This is a genomic window from Pseudoalteromonas sp. ABV4_021 (assembly GCF_056159365.1).
On the sequence record NZ_JBSWVB010000001.1, the window covers coordinates 1,842,604 to 1,856,832 of the forward strand.

The 14,229-nt window shown below is 42.1% G+C and carries 8 protein-coding genes and 13 tRNA genes; 8 read left to right on the forward strand and 13 right to left on the reverse strand.

The genetic code is table 11. The annotated features are described in order from the left end of the window. Window positions 1-66 precede the first annotated feature (66 nt). The 8 genes from ACXAFE_RS08660 to ACXAFE_RS08695 all read right to left on the reverse strand — a co-directional run bounded on the left by ACXAFE_RS08660 (window position 67) and on the right by ACXAFE_RS08695 (window position 3,264). Window positions 67-146: transfer RNA gene (locus tag ACXAFE_RS08660), tRNA-Glu, on the reverse strand. 95 nt (window positions 147-241) lie between these two features. Further along, window positions 242-315 (reverse strand) — tRNA-Glu (locus ACXAFE_RS08665). A gap of 96 nt (window positions 316-411) precedes the next feature. Beyond that, window positions 412-487 (reverse strand) — tRNA-Glu (locus tag ACXAFE_RS08670). A gap of 95 nt (window positions 488-582) precedes the next feature. Continuing rightward, window positions 583-658, reverse strand: a tRNA-Glu gene (locus tag ACXAFE_RS08675). A 95-nt stretch (window positions 659-753) separates the two neighbouring features. After that, window positions 754-829: transfer RNA gene (locus tag ACXAFE_RS08680), tRNA-Glu, on the reverse strand. Window positions 830-924: 95 nt separating this feature from the next. Continuing rightward, a tRNA-Glu gene (locus ACXAFE_RS08685) sits at window positions 925-1,000 on the reverse strand. A gap of 53 nt (window positions 1,001-1,053) precedes the next feature. Beyond that, window positions 1,054-1,129 (reverse strand) — tRNA-Ala (locus tag ACXAFE_RS08690). Between the two features lie 359 nt (window positions 1,130-1,488). Further along, window positions 1,489-3,264 carry a winged helix-turn-helix domain-containing protein gene (locus ACXAFE_RS08695; RefSeq protein WP_475151391.1) on the reverse strand — a complete coding sequence of 592 codons (1,776 nt, stop codon included), beginning with the start codon at window positions 3,262-3,264 and terminating at the stop codon, window positions 1,489-1,491. Window positions 3,265-3,378: 114 nt separating this feature from the next. On the opposite strand from ACXAFE_RS08695, the gene ACXAFE_RS08700 reads away from it, so the two are divergent. The 8 genes from ACXAFE_RS08700 to ACXAFE_RS08735 all read left to right on the forward strand — a co-directional run bounded on the left by ACXAFE_RS08700 (window position 3,379) and on the right by ACXAFE_RS08735 (window position 6,928). Next, the gene (locus ACXAFE_RS08700; RefSeq protein WP_475151393.1) at window positions 3,379-4,386 is read left to right on the forward strand and encodes an alpha/beta hydrolase; all 1,008 of its coding nucleotides are present in this window, start codon (window positions 3,379-3,381) and stop codon (window positions 4,384-4,386) included. 242 nt (window positions 4,387-4,628) lie between these two features. Next, window positions 4,629-4,704: transfer RNA gene (locus ACXAFE_RS08705), tRNA-Val, on the forward strand. A gap of 19 nt (window positions 4,705-4,723) precedes the next feature. Continuing rightward, window positions 4,724-4,799: transfer RNA gene (locus tag ACXAFE_RS08710), tRNA-Val, on the forward strand. Between the two features lie 19 nt (window positions 4,800-4,818). Then, window positions 4,819-4,894, forward strand: a tRNA-Val gene (locus ACXAFE_RS08715). A 22-nt stretch (window positions 4,895-4,916) separates the two neighbouring features. Next, a tRNA-Val gene (locus ACXAFE_RS08720) sits at window positions 4,917-4,992 on the forward strand. Window positions 4,993-5,012: 20 nt separating this feature from the next. Continuing rightward, window positions 5,013-5,088, forward strand: a tRNA-Val gene (locus ACXAFE_RS08725). A gap of 17 nt (window positions 5,089-5,105) precedes the next feature. Next, window positions 5,106-5,181: transfer RNA gene (locus ACXAFE_RS08730), tRNA-Val, on the forward strand. Window positions 5,182-5,308: 127 nt separating this feature from the next. Continuing rightward, window positions 5,309-6,928: a response regulator gene (locus ACXAFE_RS08735; protein ID WP_475151400.1), complete on the forward strand. Its 1,620-nt coding sequence runs from the start codon at window positions 5,309-5,311 to the stop codon at window positions 6,926-6,928. 4 nt (window positions 6,929-6,932) lie between these two features. Here ACXAFE_RS08735 and ACXAFE_RS08740 read toward each other — a convergent pair whose 3' ends face one another. The 5 genes from ACXAFE_RS08740 to ACXAFE_RS08760 form a co-directional block, all read right to left on the reverse strand. Continuing rightward, window positions 6,933-7,415: a DUF2919 domain-containing protein gene (locus tag ACXAFE_RS08740; RefSeq protein ID WP_394227827.1), complete on the reverse strand. Its 483-nt coding sequence runs from the start codon at window positions 7,413-7,415 to the stop codon at window positions 6,933-6,935. Beyond that, on the reverse strand, window positions 7,412-7,756 hold the full coding sequence (locus tag ACXAFE_RS08745; protein ID WP_054980084.1) for a DUF3392 family protein: 345 nt from the start codon (window positions 7,754-7,756) through the stop codon (window positions 7,412-7,414). Before ACXAFE_RS08745 ends, ACXAFE_RS08740 begins: the two co-directional genes overlap by 4 nt. 3 nt (window positions 7,757-7,759) lie before the next feature. Then, on the reverse strand, window positions 7,760-9,772 hold the full coding sequence (gene ligA / locus ACXAFE_RS08750) for an NAD-dependent DNA ligase LigA (RefSeq protein ID WP_475151403.1): 2,013 nt from the start codon (window positions 9,770-9,772) through the stop codon (window positions 7,760-7,762). 69 nt (window positions 9,773-9,841) lie between these two features. After that, entirely contained in the window at window positions 9,842-10,567 is a 726-nt protein-coding gene (gene zipA, locus ACXAFE_RS08755; protein ID WP_475151405.1) for a cell division protein ZipA, read from the reverse strand. Between the two features lie 128 nt (window positions 10,568-10,695). Continuing rightward, the gene (locus tag ACXAFE_RS08760) at window positions 10,696-14,118 is read right to left on the reverse strand and encodes an AAA family ATPase (protein ID WP_475151409.1); all 3,423 of its coding nucleotides are present in this window, start codon (window positions 14,116-14,118) and stop codon (window positions 10,696-10,698) included. Window positions 14,119-14,229: the final 111 nt, after the last annotated feature.

Here is a 14,229-nt window from a genome sequence, read left to right on the forward strand (position 1 = left end):
GGACTGTCTTACCATACGAGCTTTTAATGACTCACCCCACTCTTTTAAAGCTAAGCTTAAAGTAAGTGGCGTCCCCTCTAGAGGGGGATTCGAACCCCTGTTACCGCCGTGAAAGGGCGGTGTCTAGGCCTCTAGACGAAGGGGACAACATGGTGTTGTCACTAGGACTGGTTATTTTTGCTCTTACCATACGAGCTTTTAATGACTCACCCCACTCTTTTAAAGCTAAGCTTAAAGTAAGTGGCTCCCCTAGGGGATTCGAACCCCTGTTACCGCCGTGAAAGGGCGGTGTCCTAGGCCTCTAGACGAAGGGGACAACATGGTGTTGTCACTAGGACTGGTTATTTTCACTCTTACCATACGAGCTTTTATTGACTCACCCCACTCTTTTAAAGCTAAGCTTAAAGTAAGTGGCGTCCCCTAGGGGATTCGAACCCCTGTTACCGCCGTGAAAGGGCGGTGTCCTAGGCCTCTAGACGAAGGGGACAACATGGTGTTGTCACTAGGACTGGTTATTTTTGCTCTTACCATACGAGCTTTTAATGACTCACCCCACTCTTTTAAAGCTAAGCTTAAAGTAAGTGGCGTCCCCTAGGGGATTCGAACCCCTGTTACCGCCGTGAAAGGGCGGTGTCCTAGGCCTCTAGACGAAGGGGACAACATGGTGTTGTCACTAGGACTGGTTATTTTCACTCTTACCATACGAGCTTTTATTGACTCACCCCACTCTTTTAAAGCTAAGCTTAAAGTAAGTGGCGTCCCCTAGGGGATTCGAACCCCTGTTACCGCCGTGAAAGGGCGGTGTCCTAGGCCTCTAGACGAAGGGGACAACATGGTGTTGTCACTAGGACTGGTTATTTTTGCTCTTACCATACGAGCTTTTATTGACTCACCCCACTCTTTTAAAGCTAAGCTTAAAGTAAGTGGCGTCCCCTAGGGGATTCGAACCCCTGTTACCGCCGTGAAAGGGCGGTGTCCTAGGCCTCTAGACGAAGGGGACAACATGGTGTTGTCACTAGGACTGGTTATTTATACTCAAACCATAAGAGTTATTGGTGGAGCTATGCGGGATCGAACCGCAGACCTCCTCGCTGCCAGCGAGGCGCTCTCCCAGCTGAGCTATAGCCCCAAACTGCATCTTCAAGAGATAACTCGTGTATCGCTGAAGACGGGGCGCATTTTATGGAGCTAGCAAAACAAAGTCAACATTTTTTTAAGCATAGTGCATTGTTCGCACCATTTTTAATCAAGATGCACACTTGTTCACCAAGATTGTGATTTTTCGACCTGTTTCAACAGCCTAGCTATCAATATTTATACATATAATTGACACTAGTATAGTCGCATCAAAGTAGATTTAACGGCGATATCCTGATAAAACCAAAATTTCCCTTGTTTTTCTACACCTGCCAATATCGCGCTTTCATCTGCCGAGATAGTTTCAAATTCTGCTGTGCGTGGGTTTATACGAATTACAATGTAGCCTTCTTACTTTTTAATACTGGCAAACAAATCTTTGCCATCACTAAAAAGATCATCCACCCTATTATCAGAAATCGTTAACAGTGTATTGACTCGCCCATCTTTATTTCGCTGTTTAATGGTGTTGTTATTTTCAACAAAGTAAATATTGCCATTATCATCACCCGTAACACAACTCGCTTGCTCATTAGCCAACAGAGTAGGTTCAAATGTATCTAATGAAAGTGCACTAGGGTACGTTTTTCCATTAATCAACTGGTGAACCAATAGTGTGTTTTGTTGAGGTAAAAATTGCCTAATAAACACTGAATGCGAAAGCGTGCGTATTTGTTTTACCGAGTTACCGTGATTAATAACTAACTGCTTGCCTAACGAGTAGATAAATGTTCCGTTATCAGATAACCAGGTAAAACCGTTTAAATGCTGACCTTTATTAAGCTCGGCTAGAACCATCAACTCATTATTGCGAGATCGATACAGCGCCTGCTCACCAGAGAAGTCTGATGAAAAAAGTATATCCCCACTGCTATTTGATATTGGCATTAAATTCGCACCAGCCAAATCAATTCTTTTAAACGTAGTAGAGTTTTCGTTAACTGATTTAAGCGCAAGCACTAGGTTTAAATGTGTGTGTTCAATTAAGATTGCGTCACCGTGTTTATCAAACTGTGCTTGGGTAATCGTTTTGTTCGTTGCATATGGTAATACTTCAGTTTTGCCACGCTCAACATCCAAAAGTATAAGTTGGGTATTCTTAGCGACTAATAGTTGTAAGCCGCTTGCATGCCAATCAAGTGATGTGTAATTACCCACATCTTGAAAAATACGCTCTTTGTTTTTGGTTTTAATATTGATAATTGAAACCGCTTTGCGCATTTGCCCTTCATCGGTCAATACCGCAACCTTTTCTAGATCTTGCGAGACTGAAAAACTAATCACACCTTTCGCATTTTCAAATACCGAAAACACTTGCAACTTAGCAGCTTTATCATCAAATACGGTTATATGATTCAAATGGGCAATATAAATGCGCTGCCCAACACTTTTAGGCGCTACATTCATTAAATGCTCAACACTAAATAACTGGTTTGCTTGTCCCAAATGATTTAACACAAAGACATCAGTACCTTGATGATTGTTGCGCGCTGTAAATGCAGGTTGACCTTTAAACCAAAATGTATGAGTTATTTTTTGCGGCGTATTAAAAATTTCACTTTCATTCACGCCATTTTTTAACCATAACGCTGATCCTAAGTCGCCCTCTTTAACAAATAGCATTTCATTGGCATTTCTATTTTGTGAAAACGCAAACGCATTCTGTTGTTTGTGTGTCAGTGGTGATAATGATGTGAAGTGCATAGGTGCTAAATGTTGCTTTTTATATACATGAGCGACAACCCCCACAACAAAAAACACTAAAACACTTATCGCCAAAAGAAATAGTTTTATCCGATTCCCACTAAATTTTGCGGCGTCTTCTTTTAAGCAATAGCCTTTTTTAGGATAGGTAATTAAATAGTTCGCAGTTGCGGCCTGTTCATTAAGGGCTTTGCGAATAAGTGCAATCGCTCTTTGTATCAAGCTAGCGTTAAAAACTCGCCCCGGCCATACCTGGTTAAAAATATCCTCGCTGCTTACTACTTTACCTTGATTATTGTAAAGCAACTCAAGCACCGCCATTACTTTAGGTTCGAGTTCACTTATTCCACTTGTTGTAACAACCTCACAGCGAGAAAAATCAAACTGAAAGGTTTGGTATCTATACTGCTGAGAATCGTGCATAATACGGTGCTGCCCTGCCCTAAGTAAAACTTAAGCTATTCTAAAGGCCTGAATCCTTGTGTTTTTTTGTTCAACTGACAAAGTTGTTCGACTTTAACACACAAGGACAATCCAATGAAAACTGCGCTTTATTGTTTCCTATTGCTTTTAAGCATAAGCACTTTTGCAGAAGTGAATAACGAATCTTTCACCTCAAAGGCACTAAATACACAGGTTACTTTTAAGGTAAGTGTTCCCACATCATATGGCACACGCCTGAACCAGTCCTACCCAGTAATTTACGTATTGCATGGGCAATGGGATTTTACGCTTGTTCAATCCATCAGCGATACATTAAAAAATGAAATACCCGAGTTTATAATTGTGCAAGTCATTGGCAAAGGTGCGCAATTGCAACCTAATGACGCTAACATAAATGAAAATGCATGCTTATTTAGGCAACACTTCACGTCTGAGCTGATCCCGTATATAAAGAACAATTACCGAACCGCGAATTATTCAATATTAATTGGCCATTCAAATGCAGGGCGCTTTGCGATGGAACAGTTTTTAACAAAAAGCCCACTATTTAATGACTACTTTGTCTTCAGTCCTTCACTTGACGATGGTTATATTGTTTCACTTGCTCAATCGGTAACAGAATTAAAAGCACACCTGTTTTTAAGCATTGCAAATGAAGGCGAACATATGCAACAACCATTTAATTCATTGGTTACTATGTTAGAAATACATCCATCTTTGTCGCTCTACAACGAAAAATACCCTCAATATAGCCACCAATCGAGTAAGGTAATCGCCCTAGTAAACGCATTTCATACACGCTTTTCACATTGGCAAGCCAGTTATGAAACAAAAACTGCTGGATTAGCGCCGTTACTCGCACACTATAGTGCGCTACAAAAGGAGTTCGGTTTTCAAGTATTACCCATCCAAGATGACCTTATTCGCTTACTCGCCTATTTCGCAGTAAATAATAATGGCCAAGAAGTCACCAAAATCAATGATTATTTAATTGCTCATTACTCAAGTGCAGCAGAATCAATAACAGAAATCGCGCAATATCTTGAAAAAGAAGGCTACCAAAGCGCAGCTAAACTAATAAATTCATCGCGATTGCAGTAAGAACTCACTTTTTTGTCGAGTGCCAATAGAATTTCACGCGTTAGGCGTACAAAAAACAGCCAAAAAACGTAATTTAAGCGCTAACACTTGCTCTAAAAGCACTCAAGGCGTTTGACATTTATCCAAGTTGTTCATTTTAAGGCCACTTAACACATTTTTGTGAAAACAAGTATTGACTATAGTTGAACTAAATCTATAATAGCGCCCCACAACAACGCAGCAATGTGTTGTGATTCTAAAGCGGGTCGTTAGCTCAGTTGGGAGAGCATCGCCCTTACAAGGCGAGGGTCACTGGTTCAAGTCCAGTACGACCCACCACTTTAGAAATGACTATTTGGGGTCGTTAGCTCAGTTGGGAGAGCATCGCCCTTACAAGGCGAGGGTCACTGGTTCAAGTCCAGTACGACCCACCATTTAGTCACAGTTTTGCATGGGTCGTTAGCTCAGTTGGGAGAGCATCGCCCTTACAAGGCGAGGGTCACTGGTTCAAGTCCAGTACGACCCACCATTGCAAAACACTTTAATTTAGCGGGTCGTTAGCTCAGTTGGGAGAGCATCGCCCTTACAAGGCGAGGGTCACTGGTTCAAGTCCAGTACGACCCACCACTAAATTAAAAATCTATAATGGGTCGTTAGCTCAGTTGGGAGAGCATCGCCCTTACAAGGCGAGGGTCACTGGTTCAAGTCCAGTACGACCCACCATTATAGAATATCAATATGGGTCGTTAGCTCAGTTGGGAGAGCATCGCCCTTACAAGGCGAGGGTCACTGGTTCAAGTCCAGTACGACCCACCATATTGAACCTACCTCTTATTAAAAACCCCTTTAAAATCAAAACTAATTCACTATTTCAACGTTAATTTATTGCTACTATTGCCACTGTTTTATATAGTTTAACTATGACCGCGCAGATAGAAATGCGATGAAAAATAAACGCTTATACGAATCCAGTATCTTACTCATAGATGATCAACCATTGGCATTAAGCTATATGAAACAATCGCTTGAAAGCTTAGGCTTTAGTGATATTTCAATTGCTGAAAATGCAAAAATGGCGTTGGGCCTTTGCCAAGAGCATACCTTTAATTTGGTTTTATGCTCATTTAACCTTGGTAAACTCAAAGACGGCTACCAACTATACGAAGAACTAAAAACCAAGCGTTTAATTAAAAACATTTGTGGCTTTATTTTTATTAGTGCAGAAACCGACACTAGCCTAGTACACAGTGTTATTGAGCTTCAACCCGATGACTTTTTAGCAAAGCCTTTTTCATTGAAAGTATTTGGTGAGCGCATTATTAAACTACTAAAGCGCAAACAAGCATTGGCGCAAATTTACGATTTTATTGATGTTGGCAATGACTCAAAAGCGCTACGCTACGTTAATGAAATGCTGGCAGACAGCAGTAAAAATCACCTATCCCCTATTCTTTTAAAGTTGCGTGGTGAACTATTGCTGCGTTTAAAACGCACCGCAGAAGCCATCGACTTCTTTAAATCTGTGCTGAATATTCAAAAATTTACGTGGGCACGTGTTGGTTTAGTTGAAGCCTACATTCAAAACAGTGAATTTACCCAAGCTAAAAATATCTTAGAGGTTATGCTAACCAAACCTGAAACCCGCTTAGTGGGTTATCATTTACTGGGTAAGTTAGAGCTGTTTTTAGAAAACTATCAACAGGCGCAACATTATTTGTCGCTGGCCTCTAAGCTAGCGCCGCGCAATATTGAACGCCAAGAAGATCTGATTATTTTAAGCAAATACAATCACGATCATGAAAAGCATTTCCGCGTTAATAAAGAGCTTGTGAAATACGCTAAGCACTCAATGCACGATAAGCCGGACATATACCTTAATTTGGCCCGCGCAGGTATTGATTATGCCCTCACGCTCGACCAAGCCGATATTGTAAATCGTCTTACTCGACAAAGTAACGAGTGTTTATCTGAATTACGCAAACAGTTCCCAGACAGCAAAGCACAAGAACAAATTGATGTGATCAATGCGCGTATTCACTATTTAAAAGATGAACGCTCAAAAGCCATTGCGCTCGTTGAACAACTAGAAGACCAGCCTATCATCCGCTCAGTAGATGATACCCTCGATAAAGCCAAAGCGTTTCATGAATTAGGTATGCACCACAAAGCGAATCAATTGTTTGCCAAGTTAACCGAGCATTGTGGCAAATACCAAAGTGATAACGCAGCTCTGAATGCCTATCTTAAACAAGAGCAACAAGAACGTGATGAAATTCGCTATTCACCAAAAGAATTAAACAATAATGCGGTGCATAGCTACGAAAAAGGCAAATACGAAGAAGCGCTTAATTACTTTACTCAAGCGTTTCGCATTATGCCAAAAAATCCCAACATCGCATTAAACTTGTTACAGGTGATGTTAGATACGAAACACCCTAGCAGCCAAAGTCTCAATAAAGCAATGATTTCTCGCTGCATGGATACCATAAATAGCGCCAAACTCGACGCGGAGCAACAGGCTAGACTCGATAAATTAAAACCGATGATTCAATCGGTTTTATAACTTGCTAATCTTTCTCTTTTGTTTCCGGCTCAGGCCACTCGTTAAAATAAACGCTTAAATAACGACTTTTAAGTAAATAAAGTCCTGCCCAACTAAGTAACACCAGTTGCACTGCTAAACCTATTGAGAAGCTGTAATATTGGCTTTTTGCTTGTAGTAGTGACCAAGTTAAATCCATTACCACATTGGCAAGTAACAGCCAGCGCGCGTATCGCCAAATATATTTGGGCCACTGCATAGCATTGGGGCGCCTAAATAAATAGCAAAAGGTGACTATGATGCTAAGCCCAGCGATAGCAAGTGCAACAAAAAATTGTTGCTTTTGCGGGTAGAAAATGGCCATTAGGTTTAAATCTTCTCGCCTTGATGCAGCAGCAAACAGCCATAAAATATAAGGCCTTAAAAGGAGCACTAACACTAGCACAAAGCCAATTGGTGCTCTAAAGTATCCGTTTTTGTCCCAATACTCTGGGCCAAAGCGTGTCATACTTGATTTTTCCTATCAGCTAACACACCTAGCACCACAAACAACAGCAATACTGTTAACGGTAAGTAACTGCGATCAATTTGTTTAATCATGCTCACCAAATAAGGGCTAACAAATACAATTAAACTACCGATCCCAACACCCGTTACTAAAATGAATACGAACGTACGCGCAACAAAGTTTTGCTGACCGATTAATCGTTTTACCGCTTTATTTAAACTTGCGCCATACACCGACGTTAAACAAATAAGCGCTATCAATACTATTTGACTCAAATACGGTGCAAGCCAAGTCGCAACTTGGCTATTGAATGAACTGAGCATATTCACGAATTCAGACATGGATTACTCGTACTTTGCAAATAACGCTAACATATCGTCTTCAGTTAAGATTTCAATGCCTAAATCTTGTGCTTTAGTGAGCTTAGAACCAGCTTTTTCACCAGCGACTAACGCGTGTGTTTTAGCGGAGACACTACCCGACACTTTTGCACCGAGTGCTTGAAGTTTAGCTTTTGCTTCGCTGCGCCCCATTTGATTAAGTGTACCTGTTAACACATAAGTTAAACCATCCAACGGCATTTCATCTTGTGACTTTTCAGCGATATCTGGCCAGTGCAAGCCAGCAGCGATTAATGCGTCAATCACCTCTTGGTTATGTTCTTCTTTAAAGAAGTAATAAACGTGCTTAGCAACAATCTCACCTACGTCTGAAACGTCTTGTAAGCCCTCTATTGAGGCGTTTTGTAATGCATCAAGGGTTTTGTAATGATTCGCTAAGTTTTGCGCTGTCGCCTCACCTACTTCGCGAATACCGAGTGAATATAAAAACTTAGCAAGTGTAGTTTGTTTGGCTTTTTCAAGTGCCGCAACTAAATTTTCGGCCGACTTTGGCCCCATACGCTCGAGCGACTCAATATGGCCTTGGCTTAAACTAAATAGGTCAGCTGGTGTTTGGATCAGCTTGCGATCAACTAACTGCTCCACTACTTTATCGCCTAAGCCATCCACATCGAGCGCTTTACGTGAAGCAAAGTGCTTAATCGCTTCTTTGCGCTGCGCTTCACACACCAAGCCACCGCTACAACGGGCAACAGCTTCACCATCAATGCGTTCAACATGCGATTCACACACAGGGCACGCTATCGGAAATACTATTTCTTTACTATTTTCTGGGCGACGTTCAAGCACAACACTTGCGACTTGCGGGATCACATCACCTGCGCGGCGAATAATTACAGTATCACCAATGTGTACGCCTAGGCGTTCAATTTCATCGGCATTATGTAAAGTGGCATTAGATACGGTGACACCGCCAACATAGACAGGCTCCAAGCGGGCAACCGGTGTAATTGCGCCGGTGCGACCCACTTGAAACTCAACATCTAACAAAGTAGTTAATTCTTCCTGCGCTGGAAACTTACAAGCTATTGCCCAACGCGGCGCGCGGGCGACAAAACCTAAAGTTTGCTGAATCGCTTTATCGTTAACTTTGATGACTACGCCGTCAATTTCATAGCCTAGCGCGGCACGACGAGCAAGAATATCTGAATAATAGGCAAAGGCGTCTTTGGCATTGTCTGCAGTGCGAATCTCAGGGCATACTGGTAAGCCCCACACTTTTAGCTGCATTAATTGCTCATAATGGGTTGCTGCCAGCTCAAACCCTTCAACTACGCCTGTGCTGTAAGCATAAAGCATCAGTGGGCGAGATGCGGTAATTTTAGGGTCTAATTGACGTAAACTACCTGCAGCCGCATTACGCGGGTTAGCAAAGGTTTTATCCCCTTTTTCTTGCTGCGTTTGGTTAAGTTTGGCAAACCCTTTATCGTCAATAAACACTTCTCCGCGTACTTCTAAACGCGCTGGAATTGACTCACCACGCAAACGTAGTGGCACGTTGCGAATGGTTTTCACATTTTCGGTAATGTTCTCGCCAACTTGACCATCACCGCGTGTTGCAGCGCGCACCAGCACACCATTTTCATACAAGATAGACACGGCTAAACCGTCGAGCTTTGGCTCACAGCAAAACGCTAAATCACTAGCATCTTTTAATCTGTCTTTCATACGTTTATCAAATGCGTAAAACTCACTTTCATCAAACGCATTATCAAGCGACAACATCGGTACTTCGTGGTTTACTTTTTCAAATGCAGCAAGCGCCATACCGCCGACTTTCTGACTTGGCGAATCTGCTGATTTAAGCGCTGGATTTGCTTCTTCTAACGCAATCAGATCACGCATTAAGCGGTCATACTCAGCATCCGGTACCGTCGGATTATCTAGCACATAGTATTGATAATTGTAATTTTCAATTTGTGCTTTAAGTTGGTTTATTTGTTCAGCCGCGCTCACGGAGACTTCCTCTATATTCGTTAAAAAAGCCACCGCGAGGGTGGCTTTTGTTTAAATCTGGTTGTGACGTTACAGTTCGTCAAATTCTCTGATTTTTTCAACATATTGCCTAACAGTGGAAACATCCAGCTCTTCGCGGTTATGGTCGAGAATTGTCGCGCTAAACTCATCGGCAATTTTCTTAGCCGCGCTGTGAAGCATATTAAACGACGGTAAACTGTCACCTGCACAAGGCAGTGTCATAAACAAGCTTACGCCTTCAGTTTGAAGTTGTTCCATATTATCAATATCGAACGTGCCTGGGTTAAACATATTTGCTAAACGAAATAGCACTGGGCCCTGCCCTGATGCATCTTCATGACGATTAAAGAAGCCATCCTCTGAATACTTAAAACCTAATGTAAGTAATAACGGCAGTAGCGAAGAGCCTTGCATCGGCAAACCTTCTTCGGTTTGAATATGAATGATGATGTAGTCTTGAACTGCTGTCTTACCTTCAGGCGCTTGTTCTGGCTCGTCACTAACTTGTGTGCTTGGCTCATCGTCATCAATGCTAATCGATAAATCGCCTAGTTCTGGTTCATCGTTCACATTTAATTTTGCGCTCATTTGTGGTTCAACCACAGATGCTTTTTCGCTTTCGGGTGCTGCTTCTTTTTTGTCTGGAGCGGCACTTGGTTCTTGAACAAGTGTGCGGCTGTCATTTTTACGGATTGACCAAAGGCCATGAAGCAGTACGCCGCCAATTACTAACGCACCACCAATAATTAACACCCACCTTAGTTCGTCACTCATTCAAGTACCCTTAAATTTATATTTTTTTCCGATTTACAAAATTATTAAGCAAGCGGCACTTAATTTCAACCGCTTATCTTATGCAAAGTGCACAGATAAGACTAGTTGCTGATAATTTATACCGAAAGCTAAGCGGATTCTGACATTTCTAACGCTTTTTCAATATCCACTGCAACCACGCGAGAAACACCTGGCTCAGCCATGGTGACACCGGTTAAGCGCGCGGCCATTTCCATGGCGATTTTATTGTGACTAATATACACAAATTGCACGTCTTGTGACATTTCTTCCACTAAACGACAAAAACGCCCAACGTTGGCATCATCGAGCGGCGCATCTACCTCATCTAACATACAAAATGGTGCTGGATTTAACTGAAAAATAGAAAAAACCAACGACAATGCTGTCAGTGCTTTTTCACCACCACTGAGTAAATGAATCGTCGCATTTTTCTTACCTGGAGGACGCGCCATGATTGCCACCCCCGTTTCAAGTAAATCGTCTGATGTCAGCTCTAAATACGCTGAACCACCGCCAAATACTTTTGGAAATAAGTTCTGCAAACCATTGTTCACTTGGTCAAATGTCGCTTTAAAGCGCTGTTTGGTTTCTCGGTCTATTTTAACGATTGCCGTTTCTAATGTATCAAGCGCGCTGATTAAATCATCATATTGTTGGTCAAGATAATTTTTACGCTCAAATGCTTTATCAAATTCTTCTATCGCCGCTAGGTTAATTGCACCTAATCCAGCAATATCGCTCGACACCTTGTTCAATTGGCTTTGTAAACTATTAAGTTTGGCATCTTCAGGAAGCGTTGCAATCACGTCTTTTAACTGTGTGTTTAATTCTGCAAGCGGTGACAGTGCCGCTTCCGATTTTAGCTGAAACCCTTGTTGTTCAAGTATAATGTTTTGTTTTTGTTGTTTCAGGTTGTCGAGCTTTTGCTGCTCAGTACCAATGCCCGACTCGGCTTGCTTTAATTTCTCTTTCGCATCATCTAGATTGCGCTGCTTTTGCGATTTTTGCTCGATAAGCGACTCAAGCATAAGGTGCTGTTCCGCAATAGCTTCGTCAAGTTCAACCAGCGGCGGTTGAATGTCTTCAAGTGTAAACTTTGCTTCTTCAAGTTGCTCGTTAAGCTCACTAAAGCGTGATGAAAACTGGCCTAATTTGGACTCACATAATGCTGCTTGGTTTTTTACACTCTCTAAATGTAATTGTTGCTTATGATGCTGATTTTTCTCATTTTCATAGGCATTTTGAAGCTGCCTAGTAACCAGTTTGGCATTATGATAATCCGCTTCTAAGGATTCTTGTTGCTGTTTTAAATCACTGAGGCGTGTTTCGGCTTTAGTTAATTGCGCAGTCAACGGCGCTTGTTCATTACCTACAGCCTCAAGTTGAGTAACCAATGCCGCTAGCTCATTTTGTGTTTCGTCACATTGCTTCGCAATAGCCGCTAAACGTTCGCTAGCAAAATTATGTTCTGCTTGTTTTTGTGTGAGTGATTGCATTAATGATGATAACGCGTGTTGCTTTTGTGTTGAAACAACACGCAACTCATCAACCTTTTTTTGCTCTGCAGTAAGCGCTTTTTGCGCACTTTCGAGTTCGCTTTGTGCCGCGGGTATCGCTTTTTCTATGTCTTTTAATAACTGGTGTTTTACGATGTGTGAACTTTCACTATCAAACTCACAGGGAATACACCAGTTAGCGCCGCGTAAATCGCCGCGCCGATCCACCGCAAATAAAAATGGCCCTGACCAAAAATCATCTTCTAACGTATCGATATTTTCAACGGCAGCAATCGCATTAAAGTATTGTGGGATAGGCCCGTTGGTGATTTTCTCAGCCAGTGATCCATTTGCGCAATGGTGTGTTTGCGGCCAAATACTGGGGGTTTTGCATTCATTTTCGAACTGCGCGCTAACATGCGCATGGCTTAAATTAAACAAACTTGCTTCAACTGCCACTTGCCAAGATTTATCGACACTAAGCTTAGAGACTAGCGTCGGCGAGCCTGCTTGGCTCTGTGTGTTTTCACCGACAACCGTTAAAAGCGCCGCTTGTTTTGCCGCTAAATCATTACAGGTTTGCTCGCTTTGTCTCGCTGCTGTATGTTTGTGAGCAAGCACATCTTGCGCTTGTTGTAACTGAATATTTGCGCTTTCACATTCAGCTTCGGCTTGTTGTACGAGGGTTTTTGCTTGTGTTAAATCAATAGCTTCCAGTTGCTGCTCAAGTGTTTCACGCTCTGATTTCAGTTGGCTTTGGCGCTGCTGGCAAGCGCTTTGTTGCTCTGACAGTTGCGCGTATTTAACATTTAATGCAGACAGTGCTTTTTGCTGCTCAGTTTGCTCTTTTATAATCGTTTGGTTTTCCAACAAGGATGCTTGATAAGCGCTATAACTGGTTTCTTGCTGTACTTTTTGTTCTTCGTATTTGTGTAAGCTGATTTCTAACTGTTCTGCGGTACTTCCAAGCGTTTCGTTTGAAAACGCAACTTGTTCGCTAATGTCATCAAACTGTTGCTTTGTTTGCTGCTGCTCTTGCTGGATTTGCTGATACTGTGTTTGTAACTGCGCGATGCGTTGGCTTAGCTGAGTTTTTTGGCTTTGCTTATGCACTTTATCTTGTTCGTCGCGCGCCAACTTATTGCGCAGCTGATATTCTTGATGCTGCGCATCATTCACCATGTCATTAGCTTGTTCGATTGCTAGTTTTAATGCCGAAATCACATCATCATGACCGCTGTGCGCTTCGCTAAGAAATGCAATTTGCTCATTAATTTGCGCCAGCTTTTCTTCGCTTTCGAGTAGTTTTTGTTGCAGTGCTTGCCATTTAAGCACGCATATTTGTGCTTTTAAGGTACGCTCTTTGGCTTTAGCCGTGGTGTAAGTGCGCGCTTTTTCTGCCTGCTCTGTTAGCACATTGAGTTGATTTTCAAGTTCGGTGCGTAAATCAAGCAAACGCTCTAGGTTATCACGCGTGCTGTTTAAGCGCGTTTGTGTTTCGCGTCGTCTTTCTTTGTATTTAGAAACGCCAGCCGCTTCCTCTAGGAAAATCCGTAAATCCTGTGGCTTACTTTCAATTAAACGCGAGATCATGCCCTGTTCGATAATCGCATAACTGCGTGGGCCAAGTCCGGTACCCAAGAAAATATCCGTGATATCGCGTTTACGGCATTTTTCACCATTTAGATAGTATTGTGATACGCCTTCACGGGTAACTAAACGTTTAATGGCTATTTGATTACGTGAAGCAAGCGTGCCGGGTAAACGTCCTTCAGTATTATCAAATAATAATTCAACAGACGCTTGTGAAACTGGTTTGCGCTCTGTTGAGCCATTAAAAATGACGTCTGTCATGGCGTCGCCACGCAGGTTTTTAGCCGAGCTTTCGCCTAATACCCATCGCACAGCATCGATGACGTTTGATTTGCCACAGCCATTTGGACCAACAACACAGGTCATTTGATCAGGAAATGGAATTTTGCTTGGCTCTACAAACGATTTGAAACCCGCGAGCTTAATTGAGGCTAGACGCATTTTATTCTTATTTGATTGTCTAAATAGTAAGAAAATTAAAGGCCAACTTTATCAGATTTACCCTAATTGAAACAACTTGTAACGCTTAACAACAAAATCTGGTTTAAAGGG